The sequence below is a fragment of the Paraburkholderia azotifigens genome (genome assembly GCF_007995085.1).
GTDB lineage: Bacteria > Pseudomonadota > Gammaproteobacteria > Burkholderiales > Burkholderiaceae > Paraburkholderia > Paraburkholderia azotifigens.
In genome coordinates this window covers 664,491-681,272 of record NZ_VOQS01000003.1, presented here as the reverse complement: position 1 = coordinate 681,272, position 16,782 = coordinate 664,491, and the positions used below count along the sequence as shown (strand labels likewise).

General features: G+C 65.7%; 15 protein-coding genes. 5 read left to right on the top strand and 10 right to left on the bottom strand.

The window, feature by feature from the left end:
* Nucleotides 1–37: 37 nt before the first annotated feature.
* The 9 genes from FRZ40_RS20300 to FRZ40_RS20255 all read right to left on the bottom strand — a co-directional run bounded on the left by FRZ40_RS20300 (nt 38) and on the right by FRZ40_RS20255 (nt 9,061).
* Entirely contained in the window at nt 38–664 is a 627-nt protein-coding gene (locus tag FRZ40_RS20300; RefSeq protein ID WP_028366036.1) for an OmpA family protein, read from the bottom strand.
* Entirely contained in the window at nt 661–1,125 is a 465-nt protein-coding gene (locus tag FRZ40_RS20295) for a FecR domain-containing protein (protein ID WP_028366035.1), read from the bottom strand. Before FRZ40_RS20295 ends, FRZ40_RS20300 begins: the two co-directional genes overlap by 4 nt.
* A 233-nt stretch (nt 1,126–1,358) precedes the next feature.
* Nucleotides 1,359–2,306 (bottom strand): LysR family transcriptional regulator, encoded by a 948-nt coding sequence (locus tag FRZ40_RS20290; protein WP_147235375.1) that lies wholly within the window; start codon nt 2,304–2,306, stop codon nt 1,359–1,361.
* A gap of 82 nt (nt 2,307–2,388) precedes the next feature.
* Nucleotides 2,389–4,005: an MFS transporter gene (locus tag FRZ40_RS20285; RefSeq protein WP_147235374.1), complete on the bottom strand. Its 1,617-nt coding sequence runs from the start codon at nt 4,003–4,005 to the stop codon at nt 2,389–2,391.
* Between the two features lie 160 nt (nt 4,006–4,165).
* Complete coding sequence (nudC, locus tag FRZ40_RS20280) at nt 4,166–5,125, bottom strand: NAD(+) diphosphatase (RefSeq protein WP_147235373.1); 960 nt, start codon at nt 5,123–5,125, stop codon at nt 4,166–4,168.
* A gap of 111 nt (nt 5,126–5,236) precedes the next feature.
* Nucleotides 5,237–6,805 (bottom strand): S8 family serine peptidase, encoded by a 1,569-nt coding sequence (locus FRZ40_RS20275; RefSeq protein WP_147235372.1) that lies wholly within the window; start codon nt 6,803–6,805, stop codon nt 5,237–5,239.
* Between the two features lie 71 nt (nt 6,806–6,876).
* Entirely contained in the window at nt 6,877–7,248 is a 372-nt protein-coding gene (locus FRZ40_RS20270) for a hypothetical protein (protein WP_240057241.1), read from the bottom strand.
* 176 nt (nt 7,249–7,424) lie between these two features.
* Complete coding sequence (locus FRZ40_RS20260) at nt 7,425–7,604, bottom strand: hypothetical protein (RefSeq protein WP_028366029.1); 180 nt, start codon at nt 7,602–7,604, stop codon at nt 7,425–7,427.
* Between the two features lie 203 nt (nt 7,605–7,807).
* Nucleotides 7,808–9,061, bottom strand: coding sequence for an MFS transporter (locus tag FRZ40_RS20255; protein ID WP_028366028.1), 1,254 nt, complete (start codon nt 9,059–9,061; stop codon nt 7,808–7,810).
* 452 nt (nt 9,062–9,513) lie between these two features.
* On the opposite strand from FRZ40_RS20255, the gene FRZ40_RS20250 reads away from it, so the two are divergent.
* Complete coding sequence (locus FRZ40_RS20250) at nt 9,514–11,382, top strand: tannase/feruloyl esterase family alpha/beta hydrolase (RefSeq protein ID WP_147235371.1); 1,869 nt, start codon at nt 9,514–9,516, stop codon at nt 11,380–11,382.
* 3 nt (nt 11,383–11,385) lie between these two features.
* On the opposite strand, the gene FRZ40_RS20245 is transcribed toward FRZ40_RS20250, so the two are convergent.
* A complete protein-coding gene (locus FRZ40_RS20245; protein ID WP_147235370.1) occupies nt 11,386–12,243 on the bottom strand; it encodes a class I SAM-dependent methyltransferase in 858 nt (285 codons plus the stop codon).
* Between the two features lie 218 nt (nt 12,244–12,461).
* On the opposite strand from FRZ40_RS20245, the gene FRZ40_RS20240 reads away from it, so the two are divergent.
* The 4 genes from FRZ40_RS20240 to FRZ40_RS20225 are packed head-to-tail and all read left to right on the top strand — an operon-like array spanning nt 12,462 to nt 16,767.
* Nucleotides 12,462–13,670, top strand: coding sequence for an efflux RND transporter periplasmic adaptor subunit (locus tag FRZ40_RS20240; protein ID WP_147235369.1), 1,209 nt, complete (start codon nt 12,462–12,464; stop codon nt 13,668–13,670).
* The gene (locus FRZ40_RS20235) at nt 13,667–14,401 is read left to right on the top strand and encodes an ABC transporter ATP-binding protein (protein WP_147235368.1); all 735 of its coding nucleotides are present in this window, start codon (nt 13,667–13,669) and stop codon (nt 14,399–14,401) included. Before FRZ40_RS20240 ends, FRZ40_RS20235 begins: the two co-directional genes overlap by 4 nt.
* A 21-nt stretch (nt 14,402–14,422) precedes the next feature.
* Nucleotides 14,423–15,577 carry an ABC transporter permease gene (locus FRZ40_RS20230; protein ID WP_028366024.1) on the top strand — a complete coding sequence of 385 codons (1,155 nt, stop codon included), beginning with the start codon at nt 14,423–14,425 and terminating at the stop codon, nt 15,575–15,577.
* 23 nt (nt 15,578–15,600) lie between these two features.
* Nucleotides 15,601–16,767, top strand: coding sequence for an ABC transporter permease (locus tag FRZ40_RS20225; RefSeq protein WP_028366023.1), 1,167 nt, complete (start codon nt 15,601–15,603; stop codon nt 16,765–16,767).
* The last annotated feature ends 15 nt before the right edge of the window (nt 16,768–16,782 follow it).

Here is a 16,782-nt window from a genome sequence, read left to right as displayed (position 1 = left end):
CAATGCCGGCCACGGACGCGGTGAGGTGTCACCCTGATCATTGGATTGTAATGACGACGCGCCGATTCATCTGATTGGGGACGCCATCCGCCGTGTGCACGAGCGGTTCGCGCTTGCCGCGTGCGGCCGTTTCGATTTCCTTCGCCGGAATGCCCGCCTTGACGAGGAACTTCGCGACCGTCTGCGCGCGCTGCATCGACAGCTTGTCGTCGTATTCCTGCGAGCCCGCGAGATCCGTATGGCCGACGACGGTCAGATGCGGCGCGGGCCACCTGGCGAGCACGGCCTTCATTTCCCGCACCGTGGCGGCCGATTGCGGCGCCAGTTCTGTCGCCGAGTCGAACAGGAAGTTGATCGTGAACGTCGTGGGGCGCGGCGGCTGCGCGGCGAGCAGCGGGCCGTAGCGTGTTTCGACGTTCGCGGGCGTGTCGACGGTCTGTTCGATCTTGCCGCTCTTCGCCACTTCGGCCGTCGCGTAGGCGTGATCCAGCACCTGGGTCTTGTCGCCGCTGCGCACGACGACGGAGCCGACGGTGCCATCGGAATTGGGCAGCAGCGTGATCTTGTCGGGCGTCGAGCATCCCGCCGCACAAGCGGCGAGCGCCGCGCCGATCGCGCTCCACGCGAACCGCGTGCGCCTTGCCGCCGGTGTTGTGGCCTTCAACGCCCACTCTCCCCGTCGCCGACCTCGATGATGAACTCGGTGCCGCGCACGCCCAGCGTCGTGGTCGGCGTGCTGAAGCGCACGGCTTCGGGATGCGCCTTCGCCAGTTTGCCGTCGACCACAGCGAGCGATCCGCGCCGGATGGTGGCATCGAGCGCGCCGTCGTGCGTGGTCGTGTTGAAGGCGAAATGGTTGAGTTCGAGCACGGAACTGGAACCCTCGGACAGCAGCGTGTTGTCGCGCAGCGTGATGCCGACGGACGAAGCGGGGCCTGTCACGATCCGGTCGCTGCTATAGACCTCGCTGCCGACGATCGCGTCGAGGTTCTGCGCGGTGCGCTCGATATGCACCGCACCCTTGACCGTCTTGACGACGCCGATGGCGTCCGCGGCGCATGCGTCGATGGCAGGCGCGCACCCGCAGGCGAGAACCGCTGCATACTGCAAGGCTTGTTTGCGCATAGGTGACGACCGTGATGGCGGGTTGGACGACGCGCCAGAACACTGCGCCCGAACGCCGCCCGCGAGAGCGGGCGCGGCTTTGCGGAGATCCTCGGGAGAATACGGTGCGGGCCGCGACGGCTCTGTGCGCTGCCGCACATAACGCCGGGCGCGGGCGCGTGTCTGGCAGGGGACCTGCTGGAAGTATGGCCCTCCGCATGCAAGCGTGCAGACGGAGGCGCGCGGCGCAATCCTCAGACGCTTGCCTGATTCATCTCACACAAATTCGCCTCGTAGGCGCGGAGAATCTGCGGAATCTCGTCTCTCAGGAATTCGACGAAAGTCTTGATCTTCGCGTCGAGATACCGGCGCGACGTGTACAGCGCATACGCCGTGAGCGGCTGCAGACGATAGGCGGGCAGCACGCGCCTCAACGACCCGTCGCGCAACGCAGACACAGCCGCCGCCATCGGCACGGCGCCGATGCCGATGCCCTCTTTCAGCGCCACGGCCAGTCCGTCTGCCGAGTTGATGCGGAAACCCGGCGCGCGCAGATGCACGGTCTCGTTGCCGTCGGGGCCTTCGAGCAGCCAGCGGTCCGTCGGATAGACGGACGACACGAACTGGAAGCACGCGTGCTGCGGCAGATCGTGAACGTCGCGCGGCGCGCCATGCTCGCCCAGATACGAAGGCGCCGCGCACAGCACGCTGTGCAGCGTGCCGAGCCGCTGCGCAACGAGGCTCGAATCGGGCAATTCGTCGACGCTCAACTGGACGCTGACGTCATAGCCTTCGTCGATGATGTCGGGCATGTGCTGCGACAGCGTCAGTTCGACGGAGACGCTCGGATAACGCTGCCGGTAGCGCACGATGGCAGGCGTCACATAGGTCTGACCGAAGCTCGACGTGGCGTGCACGCGCAACTGGCCGGTGGGACGAACCTGAGCGTCCGCGGCCTCGGCTTCCGCCTGATCGACGAACGCGAGAATCTGCTCGCTGCGCTGCAGATACCGATGCCCCGCCTCCGTCAGCACGACGCGGCGCGTGCTGCGGTTCAACAGGCGCGCGCGCAGATACGCTTCGAGCGCGGAGACCGCGCGCGACACGGCGGGCACCGTGATGTTCATGCGCTGCGCAGCGCCCGTAAAGCTGCCTTCCTCCGCTACGCGAGCGAAGATGCGCATGTTGGTGAGAGTATCCAATCGTCAACCGCTCCACAGTGCGCATCGCGCACTTCCTTCAAATCTGTATCGTCGATGCCGCTTCGCAGCGAAGAATACGCGATCAGTCGATTTGCCGCTGACAGAGCGCGAACAGGCCGCCGCATGCGGCGATGCCGATCAGGAAGTAAAAGCCGTCCAGCGCGCTCAGGAAGCTCGCCTGTTGCGTGACGGCGCGGCTGATCTCGATGAGCGCAAGGCTTTTGGCTTCGCCCGCTGTATGGCCGAGCGCTTCGAATGCATGCGTGAGACTCTCCAGCGAATGCTGGAACACCGGGTTGAACGGATTGACGAATTCCGTCAGACGCGTCTCGTGCAGGGCCTGGCGGTGCTGCTCGAGAATGATCATTGTCGCCGTCGAGAACGAGTAGGTCAGCTGCTTGACCATGTTCTTGAAGCGGTAGCCGTGGCTGAACTCTTCGGCGGAAAAGAGGCGGAACGCCAGATTCGCGACGGGCAGCACAATGAACACGAGCAGCATGCCGCGCAGCAGAAGCGGCGGCAACAGCCACGGCAGGCTGACGTCGGGCGGCATGCAGATCATCCAGCCGCCGAACAGCGCGGCCATCATGAAGCCGGGGACGATCAGCCAGCGCTTGTGTTTGACGAGGGGCGAAACGCGGAAATACGCGAAAGCGATCGCAAGCGATGCCAGCGAGGTAAGACCGACCAGCCGCCCCGCATGGTCGACGGGATAGCGAAGCCCGCCTTCGAGAAAGCGCGACACCAGATAGCTGAACGCATTGCTGATGTAGTAGAACAGCACGTACAGCACGATGCCCGTCTGGAAGGTCCGTTCGCGCAACGCATGAAGCCGCACGAGCGGGTTCGGATGATGCCATTGATGCCACGCGAACCAGCCGAGCGCCATCATTCCCGCCGCCGTCAGACCCACCAGCAGCGGCGAGCTGGCGAACAGTTCGAAGCGCACCTGCTGCATCACGATCTGCAGCGCGCCCTGTGCGAACGCAAACACGATGTATGGCCAGAAATGCGCATCGCCGCGCGCTGCCGGATGCAGCTTGCCTGAGGATGACGGCACGACGAGCAGAACGAACAGCGCGAGCACGATGCCGCCGAGCGTCGTGCAGATGAAGAGCGCGCGCCAGTCGAAGTCCGCGAGCAGAGAGCCGCCGATCAGCGGCGCCAGCGCGCTCGCCAGCAGGATCATGCACAGGAATGCGCGCACGGCAGCCGGCCGCCGCTGCGGCTTGAAGTTCGTCTGAATCAGGATGCGGCACGCGCTCATCATCGGGCCGATGAAATAGCCCTGCGCGCCGCGCGCAAAGGCGAGTTCGATCGACGATCCGCTCAGCGCCGCCGCCATCGAGCCCGCCGCGAACAGCAGCAGGCAGCCGCTGATATAGCGCCGATAGCCGAGCCGTTCGACCCACCATTGCTGCTGGAGAATGCCGAGCACGGATGCGACGGCATAGGCGCTCGACGACCACACCAGTTCGTCCGCCGACGCGTTGATGCCGCCCGCGATATAGCCGGTGAAGAACGAAAAGATGGTGTTGTCGAAATACTCGAGACCTGTGGCGAGCGCGATGGCCCAGGGGAACAGGTCGTCGCGCAGCCGGTTTGCCGTGAACCATCCCTGTCCGGACGACGGGGCGGCCGCGTACAGGTGCTGCTGAGTGGCGGCGAACGTGGCGACGGGTGAGTCTTCGGTGGACATGCGGAAAATGCGGCGGCCATGCAACTCGGAATAGGCCGCATTGTACATCAACGTGTACGTTCGCGTACATGTTTGCTCGCGCCGCTGTCGATGCGGGGCGCGACGCGTGGGACCGGTTCATGAAACGCGCCGCGTCGGAGCGGCGGCGCGGCGCGACAGTCTAGCTGCGCAATACGGCCGCGCCGTGCTCGACGTACGCGCGCAGCAGATGATGCGCGATCGCGAACGGCTTTGGCGCGGACAGGCCGTCCGCATGCGTGCCTTCGAGCATCGCCGCGACTTCCGCGCGCGTGAACCAGCGCGCGTCTTCGAGTTCGGTGGTGTCGATGACGATGTCGGTATCGCTCGCCTGCGCGAAGCAGCCGATCATCAGCGAAGACGGAAACGGCCACGGCTGCGACGCGAAATAGACGACTTCCGCGCAGCTCACGTGAGCTTCCTCGTGCACTTCGCGGCGCACGGCGTCCTCGACGGTTTCGCCCGGTTCGACGAAGCCCGCGAGCGCCGAATACATGCCCGGCGCGAACTGGCGCTGGCGTCCGAGCAGACAGCGCTCGCCGTCGATGGTCAGCATGATGACGACGGGGTCGACGCGTGGAAAGTGGCGTGCGCCGCACGCATCGCACAGACGTTGCCAGCCGGCCGCCGTCGCACGGCTGCGCGCGCCGCAATTCGCGCAGAAGCGGTGGCGGCCGTGCCAGTCGAGCATCGATTTGGCTTCGCCGAGCGCGCCGAGCAGTGCCTGCGGGACGAGACCCTGCAATGCGATTGAACGCAGATCGATGCGGTCGTACGGCACGCTGCGCGTGTGCGGCTCGTCTTTCCCTTCGGCTTGCACGAGCCCAGCCGTGAAGCCGAGCGCGAAACGTCCGCTGCCGTCGCGCTCCTGGCCGAGAAACACGCTTTGCAGCGCCTCGCCGAACGTGAGCGCTTCGCTCGCCGTGAACCATGCGTCATGCTTTTCGCCGCGCTTGAGCAAAGGCACGTCGCCATCGAAGACGAGAAAGCGCGCAGCGGCATCGTTGCGCAGTTTCGCGATGAACTCCTGGTCGTCGCGCTTCTCGGAGCGGCGGTCGAGATGGTTGAGATTGAAGCCGATGGAAGCGGAAGGGACGATCATTACGTTGGGATATGGGCCGGGACGATCCGCAAGTATGGCACGGCGTCCCGCATGGCGCAGGCGGGCGCGAAGACGGTCGGGCGGCGGGCGGACTGTCTTCGCGCGATGCCGTTACACCTGCTTGACGGCCGCGAGTGCGTCGACGAGACCCGCGCCCGTCGCGCCGTCTTCGCCGGCGCCTGCCGGTACGCCCACGCCTTTGGGATCGCTGGCGGGATTCGCGTGCCCTTTCGTCACGTCGCGCGCGGTGCGGCGCAGGATCGCCTTGATGTCGCCGGGCGAGAGGTGCGGATCGGCCTGCAACAGCAGCGCGCACAGCCCCGCCAGCTGCGGCGCGGCGGCCGATGTGCCGCTGAACACGCCCCAGCCGTCGGTGGACGTGGTGCCGTCGAAGGCCGCGTTCTCGCGGTCGATCTCGCAGCCGGACGACACGGGCAGCGAGATATACGTCGCGTGCGGCAGCAGGCCGACGAGCCCGCAGACGTCGGGCACGCTGCGGCCCGAATAGATCAGGCTCGTGAACGCGCTCGCGTAGTCGGACGCACGCATCGCGCCCTTCTGGTCGACGTACACGCCGCCTGCCGAAATGATCTCCGGCATCTGGCCGGGAAACGAATAGTGACCGTTGCCCGCCGAGAACACGATCACGACGCCGCGCTTCACGGCGGCCTGAATTTCCGCCTCGAGCGCGACGAGTCCGTTCGGCAGCGTCTTCAGCGGCGTGTCGCCGGGCCCGCGCAAGTCGTAGCCGAGGCTCACGGAGATCACCTGCGGATCGTGCTTGAGCGCCTCCTGCAAACCTTCGAGCACCGACGCGCCGCTCGACGGGTTCGCTTCGTTGTCGAGCTTCACGCCGATGAACGTCGCGCCCGGCGCGATCGCGAAGATGTTGGCGGATTCGCCCGTGCCGTGGCCGTTGCCGTCGGTGCGGCGGTCGGTGGCGCCCGGCGCGAGCACGATCGACGACGCGTAGCCGTGCGCCTTGAAATACGGATGGCCGTGCGCAAAGCCGCTGTCGATCATCGCGATCCGCACGCCTTTGCCCGTGATGCCCTGCTGGTGCACGGGCGTCGCATTGAGCTTGAGCGCGATGTCGGCGGGCGCGGCGAGATGGAAGTAGGGCACGTTGGGCGGCGTCGCGGACGGCGTGCCGGCTTCGCGTGGCTTCGGCGCGGCGCGTTTTTTCGCCGCTGTCGTCGAGGTTTTTTTCGACTTTGCGCTCTTCGCGGCCTTCGCAGCCCTCGCCATGTAGATGTGCGGCCACTGGATATACACGTCGTCGAGCAGCGACCGGATTGCGGGATCCGGATTCCACGGCGCGTTGTCGGGCGGATAGAGCACCGAGCCGAACTGCGCCGCCGACGCGCACGGCGCCTTCATGCGTTTGAGCTTCGTCTGGAACAGCGCTTCGAACTGCTCGCGCGTGCAGCGCATCGACGCCGACAGCGAGCCGCGGCCCGTCAGCGTGAAGCCGCGCCGCGCGAGTTCGGCGAGCGCGAGATCGGCTTGCGCGGGATCGGGGATGAACGACGACACGGTGTCCGTCGACATGCGCGCGCCGAACCGGGTCGGCCCGAAGTCCTGGCCTGGCCGGTTGAACGTGATGGCGACGCGCAGTTCTTCGCCGGTGTCGCTACGTGAGGGGCGGGTCGTTGCATCATGCGGATCGTAGGCCTTCATCGTTTCTTCTCCTGTGTCGACGGAAGCACGCGCAAGAGCGCTTGCGCCGTCAGATGCAAGACGAATGCAGGTTAATCGAATGAAAGATGCTGCGGCGCTTCGCTGATCGACGAGACGTAGGGTTCAAGACTGCCCGGCACGGCAAGGGTTCCGCTCGTGCCGGAAGAACAGGAAAAAAGCTGGCGGAAGGCGTCATCCGGCATACGCGCCGACAGTGACGCGTGACCTTCGCCGCTGATCTGCATGCCGAGCTGCTCGGCGGCGCGTCTGGCCGCTTTGCGTGCGGCGTCGGTGCGGCATGGTTCGCGCAGCAGAAGCTGCAGGCGCCGCACAGGGCAGGTTTCGTTCGTCATCGCCACCTCCGCATCGGTTGCAGCATAACGGGCCTTCGCGAGGAAGACGGCTTTCGATCTTACGCCAGCCCGCGCGTCGATGCGCATCATGCATCGTGGCGCCGCCTTCGCCGCCTGGCGCGCATGCGATCGCGCGATGAAACCGTTGATCGCCGACGCGAGCGCATGCGGGTACTGATACATCATCGCGTGCCGCGCCGAACGCACGACGAGCAATTGCGCATCGGGAAGCGTGCGCGCGAGTGCCTCGGCGTTCTGCCCGTGTGTTACAGCAGATGCGTGACTTCCATGTGGCGCTGCGCGATCGGGCGGCGGCTTGCCAGAAGCCGGGTCTGCCGCGTGAGCCATTCGTCGATCTTCCCGGCGGCAACGGCCAGCATGGCCGACACGATCATGACGCTCGCGCCGAGTGCACAGAAGACGAAAAAGGGCGGATGGAAAGGCATGGCGGGCTCCTGATAGTCGGTGCGATGTGTCGTCGGGTCCAGCGCCGAAGGCTGTCGTGGCTGGGTGTGACGACATGATGCGTCGCGCGAATGAGGGGAAAATTAGCGCCGCCGCCATGAAAAAAGCCTGCGCACGCTGGCTCGTGCGCAGGCTTCGTGTTGTCGAAAAAGAGGGGATCAGGCGTTCGGCAACCTGTTGTCCGTCACACGCATTCGGTTTGAACGTCGGCTGTCTTTACGGGCGAATCCATCTGCAGGCTCTTGCGCGTGCGGAAACTCGCCAGCGTGACGAGGCCGAGAATCGCGAGCACGCTGCCGAACCAGAAATCGGCGGGAATGCCGGCGTGATCGACGATCGTGCCGCCCGCCGACGAACCCACGGCAATCGCCACCTGAATGATGCCGACGAACAGGGCCGAGCCCGCTTCGGGCAGATCGGGCGCCGCTTCCTGCATCCACACGCTCACGCACAGTGGAATAGCGCCGAACGCGACGCCCCACATCAGCACGACAGCCGTCACGACGGGTGCCATGTCCCTGAGCAGCGGCATTGTCAGCAATGCGAACAGCAGCAGCAGCGTCATCGCGGCGAGCGAGCCCTTCAGCTTGCGCGCCACGAACGTCGACACGGCGAAGTTCGACACGAAGCCGATGATGCCGAAGCCGAGCAGCACTGCCGTGATCGTCGACGCGCTGAAATGCGCGTCCTGCAGAAACGGCGCGATATACGTGTACGACGAGAAATGCGCACCGAAGATCAGCGCGACCATCAGCAGGCTCTTGCGCGGAAACGGACGGCGCACGAGCGTGACGAGATCGGCGAAACGCAGCGCCGCTTTCGACGGCAGCGACGGCAGCAGCGCGAACTGCGACACGAGCGCGACGGCCACGAGCACCGCCGTCGCGACGAACGACATGCGCCACGAAGCGAAGCCCGCGATGAACGTGCCGAGCGGCACGCCGATCACGGTCGCGCAGGTCACGCCCGCGAGAATCATGGCCGTCGCGCGCGGCGCTTCGTGCGCCTTGACGAGCCGGCCCGCTGCCGCGAGCGCGAGTGTCCAGAAACCGCCGAGCGCGGCGCCGAGCATCGCGCGGCCCACCAGCATCACGGGAAACGACGGCGCGAATGCCGACAGCAGGTTCGACGCGAGCAGCATTACGGACAGCAGGATCAGTATCAGCCGCCGGTTCACGCGTCCTGCGGCCAGCATCATGCCCGGTGCCGAAATCGCCGCCATGATGCCGGGGATCGTCACCATGAGGCCCGCCGTTCCCGGCAGCACGTCGAAGGTTTGCGCGACTTGCGGCAGCAAGCCCACGGGCAGGAATTCCGTCGTCACGAACGCGAATGCGCCAACGGTTACCGACGCCACCGCGAGCCAGGCGCGCAACGGCGAAGACGCGCCATCGGCGACGTCTTGCAGGTTGCCCGAAGGGTTGTTCTCGAAGTTCATATCTGAATCGCCGGATCGATGAAGAGGTGAGTGACGCGCGAACGGGCAGCGACGGGTGCCGTTGCCGGGTCATGCGTCGGCAAGAGCGCGCCACCTTATCACCGCCTCCGGAAATGAGCAGACGGATTGCACACGCGGCGTGGCACATGCCGATTTGACCGTTGCCGTGCACCGCTTCGAAGCACACGGACAAATCTGCCGGAACGGAAATCGCGCTGTCCCGGCGTTCGGAACGTCTGCACGCTGATAAGAAAAACAGATCGAATCGCACGATATTTGCAATGATCACCGTCCCTTACGTTGGCTATCCTGAGCATGCGGCTGGGCTGCGCGCGATGCCGGGGCGGTGCGGCACGAGCGCTCGATTCAGCGCGACCCTTCCCGCTGCGAGCCGCTGATAAGCGCGCCGCATCGCGGCCATTCGAGGACAACGACAGACAGGAGACAGACAGATGCGTGCGATCTGCAACGCAGGACCGCTTGCGCCTTCATCGCCGGCGGCAGCCCGCGCGGGAGGCCTGGCGGCGCTCATCAGGCATCGATTGATGCGCCATGTATTGACGACATTCGCCGCGCTCGTTTCGCTGCTGACGGCGCTCGTATTTCCGTCGGGTGCGCAGGCCGCATCGGGGCTCGCGAGCCTGCCCGCCGTGATGCCCGCGATGACTTGCGCGGCCGTCGCGAGCCTCGACCTGACGGGCGTGACGGACGGCACGGTGACGATCACATCGGCAGTGGTGCTGCCGGCAGGAACGGTTGTCGGCAATCGCACGCTGCCCGCCGCCATGTGCGACGTGAAGGGCACGATCGGGCCGGGCGCCTCGCTGTTCGAACTGCAACTGCCAACGCAAGGCTGGACGCAGCGCTATCTGCAGACGGGCTGCGGCGGACTGTGCGGCAACCTGTCCATCAACGCGCCGATGGCTTCGACCTGCGTGCCCGTGACCAACGGGCAGATCGCGATGTCCGCGACCGATATGGGCCACGAAGGCGGCAACGACAGTTCGTGGGCGCTCGATCCGAAGGCGAAGCTGGACTTCGCGTATCGCGCGGAACACGCGACGGCGCAGGTCTCGAAGGCCATCATCAACAAGTTCTACGCGCGGCCCGCTAAGTATGCGTATTTCGACGGCTGTTCCGACGGCGGCCGCGAGGCGCTGATGGAAGCACAGCGCTTTCCCGACGACTTCGACGGCATCGCGGCGGGCGCGCCCGCGAACGATCTGATCGTGCAGAACACGTTCCATCATGGCTGGGCCGCCGCCGCGAACATCGATCCGAAAACGGGCAAGTACATTCTGCTCGCGGGCAAGCTGCCGCTGATCCATGCCGCCGTGCTGAAGGCGTGCGACAGCATCGACGGCGTGACGGATGGCGTCGTCGACCGGCCGCAAGCCTGCCGCTTCGATCCCTCGACGCTGCTGTGCGCGCAGGGGCAGGCGGCTGCGACGTGTCTTTCCGCTGCGGAAGCGGCGGTCGTGCGCAAGATTCACGACGGCGCAACGGATGCGGGCGGCGCGCGTCTGGAGCCGTATGTGTCGCGCGAATGGGGTTCGGAGCTGAACTGGAGTCTGTTCGTGCCCGCGACGGATGCCGGTCCGAGCGGCAGCATCAACTTCGTGATGCCGTTCCTGCAGTACCTCGACTACTTCAATGGCACGAACACGGCGGCGACGTTCGGCGATCTGAAGTTCACGATCGACAACTTCCTGAAGACCGTGCCCGTTTCGAAATACCTCGCGGCCACCGATCCCGATCTGCAGCCGTTCGAGCGCCGCGGCGGCAAGCTGCTGCTGTGGCATGGACTGGAGGATCAGCACATCTCGCCGCGTTCGACGATCGAGTACTACACGCAGATGAAGAACGTGATGGGCAGCGAGCGCGTCGACAGCTTCGCGAAGCTTTATCTGTTCCCCGGCGTCGCGCATTGCGGCGGCGGCGACGGTCCGAACACGTTCGATGTCCTGACGCCGCTGATGTCATGGGCGGAGTCGGGCGCGAAGCCGGGCAACATCGTCGCCTCGATCGTCGACTCGACGGGGCAGACTACGCGCACGCGTCCCGTGTTTCCGTATCCCGCTGTCGCGCGCTACACGGGTTCGGGCAGCACCGACGACGCGGCGAATTTCGTGTTGGCGCAAGAGGACGCGCGTGTCGATCTGAACTGGATCGGCGAGTGGCTGTACTCGCCGGGCTACGAGGCATGGTGCCAGGCGCAAGGCTCGCAGCTGAACTGCACGGGCGGCAACAACTGGAGCAGCTACCGCAAGACGCCCGTTCGCTGGGACGGCGGCGAAGGCCAGTCGAACGGACGTCTCTGATCGTCAGGTCGTCGCAACGAGAAACGCTTCGCCCGTCGACGGTTGCAAACCATCCGGTCGACGGGCGAAGTAGCGTTCGACCATATCGGCTGTCGATACATACCCGGCGCTCCTGAAACCCGCTTCGCGCGCGAGCGCCAGCATGTCGTCCGGTGCGAAGAAGCTGACGAACGGCGTGCCCGCTGCACGCGCGCGCTCGTACACGAACTCGTGCTGCGCGCGTTCCGCGGGATCGATCAGATCGAGCGGCAGCAGGAACGTCATCGCCAGCGTCGAGCCGGGCGCGAGTTGCGCGATCTGGCGCAGCGTGGCCAGATTCGCTTCGCGCGTCAGGTACATCGACACGCCCGTCGACGCGATCACGGCGGGCGCGTTCGTGTCGAAGCCCGCATGTGCGATCTGCTCCCACCACGACTGGCCCGCTTCGAAATCGACGGGCACGAGCCGCAGCCAGTCAGGCACGCCGTAGCCGAGTTCGGCCAGACGGTTGCGCTTCCAGGTCGTCGCACCGGGCCGGTCCACTTCGAAAAGCGTCAGACGCGATGCGATCTCCGGCTTGCGCTGCGCGAACGTATCGAGCCCCGCGCCGAGAATCACGTACTGCCTGACGCCGCGCTCGAGTTCCTGCGAGACGAGATCTTCGATAAAACGCGCGCGGCCCACGATCGACGCGCGATAACCACGCGTGCCTTGCACATCCATGTCGGGACGGTTGCGCCAGCCGTCATCGGGCGCCGCGAGACGCAGGCCGGTTTCGTCGTCGAGCACATGCGGCGCGGCGTCGGCCTGCACGTGTATCGCGCGCCACAACGCGACACGTACGGCAGTGCTGTCCGGCGCGACAGTCTGATCGTCCTGCATGAATGTCTCCCTGGAGTTTGAATGCCAACGGTGTGCATCTAAAACGGTGGTGCCGGCGTCTGTCAACACCGGCGCAATGCGCATCGATGCCGATCGCATGGATCGGCGCATTTCAGCGAGCCTGTCTCCGCGCAAACAGAATGCCCGGCCGACGCGAACGCTGACGGGACGCGGCGCTATACTGTGTGCCCGTCCACATCCGGCGACGACATAACAAATTGGCAGATCACGATCTGAAGCGGCTGAAAATCGACCGGCCCGCGCTCGCTACGGGCGGCCGCCGGCGCAACTGGATCGGCTACGGGGCCATCGCGCTGATCCTCATCGTGGCGCTCGTCGTCGGGCTCCGGCTCGGCGGGCCGCAGACCGTCGAAACCACGACCGTGGTCTCGGCTTTTCCCTCGCAAACCTATACGCTGCTCAACGCAACGGGCTACGTCGTGCCGCAACGCAAGGCGGCCGTGGCGTCGAAGGCGCAAGGGCGGCTTGAATGGCTCGGCGTGCTGGAAGGCACGCGCGTCAAGAAAGACGAAGTGATCGCGCGGATCGAAAGCAACGACGTCGCGGCGTCGCTTGCGCAGGCGAAGGCGCAGGTCAAGGTCGCGGAGGCGAACCTCGCGCTGCAGCAGGCCGAACTGAAGAACGCCGAAATCAATCTGCGCCGCTCGAAGATCCTCGCGCCGAATGGCGCAATCCCCGCAACGCAGTACGACGCCGATCTCGCGCGCTATGACAAGGCGGTCGCGTCGGTCGACAACAGCCGCGCCGCAATCGTGTCGGCGCAGGCGAATGCGCAGGCGGCGCAGGTCGCCGTCGATCAAACGGTGATCCGCGCGCCGTTCGACGGCGTCGTGATCGAAAAGCACGCGAACGTCGGCGACAACATCACGCCGTTTTCGCAAGCGTCGGACAGTAAAGGCGCCGTCGTGACGATCGCCGACATGGACACGCTCGAAGTCGAGGCCGACGTCGCCGAGTCGAACATCGCGAAGATCGCCGTGAACGCGCCGTGCGAAATCCAGCTCGACGCGCTGCCCAACGTGCGCCTTGCGGGCAGCGTGTCGCGCATCGTGCCGACCGTCGACCGCTCGAAGGCGACGGTGCTCGTCAAGGTGCGTTTCGTCGATCGCGACGAACGCGTGCTGCCCGATATGAGCGCGAAAATCGCCTTTCTGTCGAAGCCGGTGCCGCCCGAGGACCGCAAGCCTGTGGTCGCGGTGCAGCCGGCGGCCGTCGTCGAGCGCGATGGACACAAGGTCGTGTTCGTCGTGAAGGACGATAGCGTGCGCGAAGTGCCCGTCACGACGGGCGCGACCTTCGGCGAACTGGTCGCAGTCGAAGGCGTGCATCCTGGCGACGTGCTGGTGCGCGCGCCGAACGGGCACATCAAGGACGGCGCCAAAGTCACCGTGGCGAAGAAGCAGTGAGCGCGCCGCCTGACAACGCCAGCGCCAACGCCAACGCGCACGCCGCGCCGCCGCTCGTCGACATCCGGCACCTCGTGAAGTCGTATCGGCGCGGCGTGCAGACCGTGCCCGTGCTGTCGGACATCACGCTTGCGATCGGCGAAGGCGACTTCATCGCGCTGATGGGGCCGTCGGGCTCGGGCAAGAGCACGCTGCTCAATCTGATCGCGGGTATCGACCGGCCGGACGGCGGTGAGCTGCGCGTCGGCGGGCTGGATATCACGCGGTTGTCGGAGTCGGCGCTCGCGCAATGGCGCGCGGCGCATGTCGGCTTCATCTTCCAGTTTTACAACCTGATGCCCGTGCTGACGGCGTTCGAAAACATCGAGCTGCCTTTGATGCTCACGCGTCTGTCGCGCAAGGAGCGGCGCGAGCGCGTCGGCCTCGTGCTCGACATGGTGAATCTGGGCAATCGCGCGCATCATTACCCATCGGAGCTGTCGGGCGGACAGCAGCAGCGCGTCGCCATTGCGCGCGCGTTGATCACCGATCCGACGCTGATCGTCGCCGACGAACCGACGGGCGACCTCGACCGCGCCTCTGCCGAAGAAGTGCTCGCGATGATGCAGCGCCTGAACCGCGAACTGCGCAAGACGATCATCATGGTCACGCACGACGCGCACGCGGCGGGCGCGGCCAATGCGCTCGTGCATCTGGAGAAGGGGGAGCTGATCGATGGCACGGCTCGCTGACAGTGAACCCGGCACGCGATCATGTACCTGCTGAAGCTGATCACGCGCAACGCGCTGCGTCACAAGCTGCGCACGATGCTGACCGTGCTCGGCCTGACGATCGCCGTGCTCGCCTTCGGGCTGCTGCATACGGTCGTCGACGCGTGGTATGCAGGCGCGGCAGCGGCTTCGAATGCGCGGCTCGTGACGCGCAACGCGATCTCGCTCGTGTTCCCGCTGCCGTTGAGCTACGAGAACCGCATTCGCGGCGTGGACGGCGTGACGACGGTCGCACGGTCGAGCTGGTTCGGCGGCGTCTATCGCGAGCCGAAGAACTTCTTCGCGCAGTTCGCCGTGTCGGACAACTATCTCGATCTTTACCCGGAGTTCGTCCTGCCCGCGCAGCAGCGCTCGGATTACGAGCGCGACCGCAAGGGCTGCCTGATTGGCCGGCAGCTTGCGACGGCATACGGCTTCAAGGTCGGCGACGTGATTCCCATCAAGGGGACGATCTATCCGGGCACGTGGGAATTCGTCGTGCGCGGCATTCTCGACGGCCGGGACGAATCGACGATCACGCGCCAGCTGATTTTTCACTGGGACTATCTGAACGAAAGCGTGCGCAAGATGCCGGGCCGCAAGGCCGATCAGGTCGGCGTGTACGTGCTCGGCATCGACAATCCCGACGATGCCGCTGAAATCTCGCGGCGTGTCGATGCCGTGTTCAGGAACTCGCTCGCCGAAACGCTGACGGAAACGGAGCAGGCGTTCCAGCTCGGCTTCGTCGCGATGTCGAATCAGATCATCGCGGCGATCCAGCTCGTGTCGTATGTGGTGATCGTGATCATCATGGCCGTGATGGCGAACGCAATGGCCATGAGCGCGCGCGAGCGCACCACCGAATACGCGACGCTCAAGGCGCTCGGCTTCGGACCGGGCTTTCTCGCGCTGCTGATGTTCGGCGAGTCGTTGACGATCTGCACCGTGGGCGCGGGCCTCGGCATGCTCGCGACGCCGCCCGCCGCGAGTTTCTTCAAGCAGGCGACGGGCGGCGTGTTTCCCGTGTTCGCCGTATCGCGCGACACGATGCTGCAACAGGCGGCGTGCGCGCTCGTCGTCGGGCTGGCCGCGGCCGTGATTCCGGCGCTGCAGGCGGCGCGTGTGCGGATCGTCGAAGGCTTGCGGGCGATCGGCTAGACGGCGCTCAGGACAAAGACATCGTGGCCATTCCGCTCTCGTACATCGCCCGCAATCTGTGGACACGCCGTCTGACCACGGCGCTCACGGCGGGCGGCCTCGCGCTCGTGGTGTTCGTGTTCGCGACCGTGCTGATGCTCGACGCCGGTCTCAAGAAGACGCTCGTGTCGACGGGCGAGCGGGACAACGTCGTCGTGATCCGCAAGGGCGCGGAAACGGAAGTGCAGAGTGCGATCGATCGCGGCCAGGCCAACGTGATCGAGATGCATCCCGCCGTGGCGATCGGCGGCGACGGCATGCGGATGGCGTCGAAAGAGTCCGTCGTGCTCATCTCGCTGCTGAAAATCGGCACGGGCAAGCCGTCGAATGTGGTGATTCGCGGCGTGTCGCCCGCGGGCATGAGCTTGCGGCCGCAGGTGAAGCTCGCGTCGGGGCGCATGTTCAGTCCGGGGTCGTCGGAGATCGTGGTCGGCAGCAGCATCGCGAAGGGTTTCAGCGGCACGCAACTGGGCGAGCACCTGCACTTCGCGCAGCGCGACTGGACCGTGGTCGGCACCTTCGACGCGGGCGGCAGCGGCTTCGATTCGGAAATCTGGGGCGATGTCGATCAACTGATGCAGTCGTTCCGGCGCACCAGTTTTTCTTCGATGGTGGTGCGGCTCGCGCAATCGGATCGCTTCGAGCAGTTTCGCGCCGATATCGACGTCGATCCGCGTCTAGCCGAAGAAGCGAAGCGCGAGCAGACGTTCTACAGCGATCAGTCGAAGGCGCTTTCGACGTTCCTTAATATTCTCGGCATCACGCTGTCGACGATCTTTTCGATCGCCGCGATGATCGGCGCGATGATCACGATGTATGCGTCGGTCGCGAATCGCGTCGCGGAAATCGGCACGCTGCGCGCGTTGGGCTTCCAGCGCGCGAACGTGCTGGCCGCGTTTCTGATCGAGGCGATGCTGCTGGGCCTGGCAGGCGGGCTGGCGGGTCTCGGCTGCGCGGCGTTCATGCAGTTCGCGTCATTTTCGACCACGAACTTTCAGACCTTCGCGGACCTGTCGTTCCGCTTCGTCCTCACGCCGCCGATCGTCGTGAAGACGCTGCTGTTTTCGATGACGATGGGGCTCGTCGGCGGCTTTCTGCCGGCGATGCGGGCGGCGCGGATGAATATCGTCGATGCGTTGCGGGCGCGTTGAAGCTCTGCTGCGCCC

Excerpts from the sequence above, each read along its gene's own strand:
- FRZ40_RS20295 (WP_028366035.1), bottom strand. The coding sequence starts at position 1,125 with ATGCGCAAACAAGCCTTGCAGTATGCAGCGGTTCTCGCCTGCGGGTGC.
- FRZ40_RS20285 (WP_147235374.1), bottom strand. The coding sequence starts at position 4,005 with ATGTCCACCGAAGACTCACCCGTCGCCACGTTCGCCGCCACTCAGCAG.
- FRZ40_RS20270 (WP_240057241.1), bottom strand. The coding sequence starts at position 7,248 with ATGATGCGCATCGACGCGCGGGCTGGCGTAAGATCGAAAGCCGTCTTC.
- nudC (WP_147235373.1), bottom strand. The coding sequence starts at position 5,125 with ATGATCGTCCCTTCCGCTTCCATCGGCTTCAATCTCAACCATCTCGAC.
- FRZ40_RS20260 (WP_028366029.1), bottom strand. The coding sequence starts at position 7,604 with ATGCCTTTCCATCCGCCCTTTTTCGTCTTCTGTGCACTCGGCGCGAGC.
- FRZ40_RS20255 (WP_028366028.1), bottom strand. The coding sequence starts at position 9,061 with ATGAACTTCGAGAACAACCCTTCGGGCAACCTGCAAGACGTCGCCGAT.
- FRZ40_RS20245 (WP_147235370.1), bottom strand. The coding sequence starts at position 12,243 with ATGCAGGACGATCAGACTGTCGCGCCGGACAGCACTGCCGTACGTGTC.
- FRZ40_RS20230 (WP_028366024.1), top strand. The coding sequence starts at position 14,423 with ATGTACCTGCTGAAGCTGATCACGCGCAACGCGCTGCGTCACAAGCTG.
- FRZ40_RS20250 (WP_147235371.1), top strand. The coding sequence starts at position 9,514 with ATGCGTGCGATCTGCAACGCAGGACCGCTTGCGCCTTCATCGCCGGCG.
- FRZ40_RS20275 (WP_147235372.1), bottom strand. The coding sequence starts at position 6,805 with ATGAAGGCCTACGATCCGCATGATGCAACGACCCGCCCCTCACGTAGC.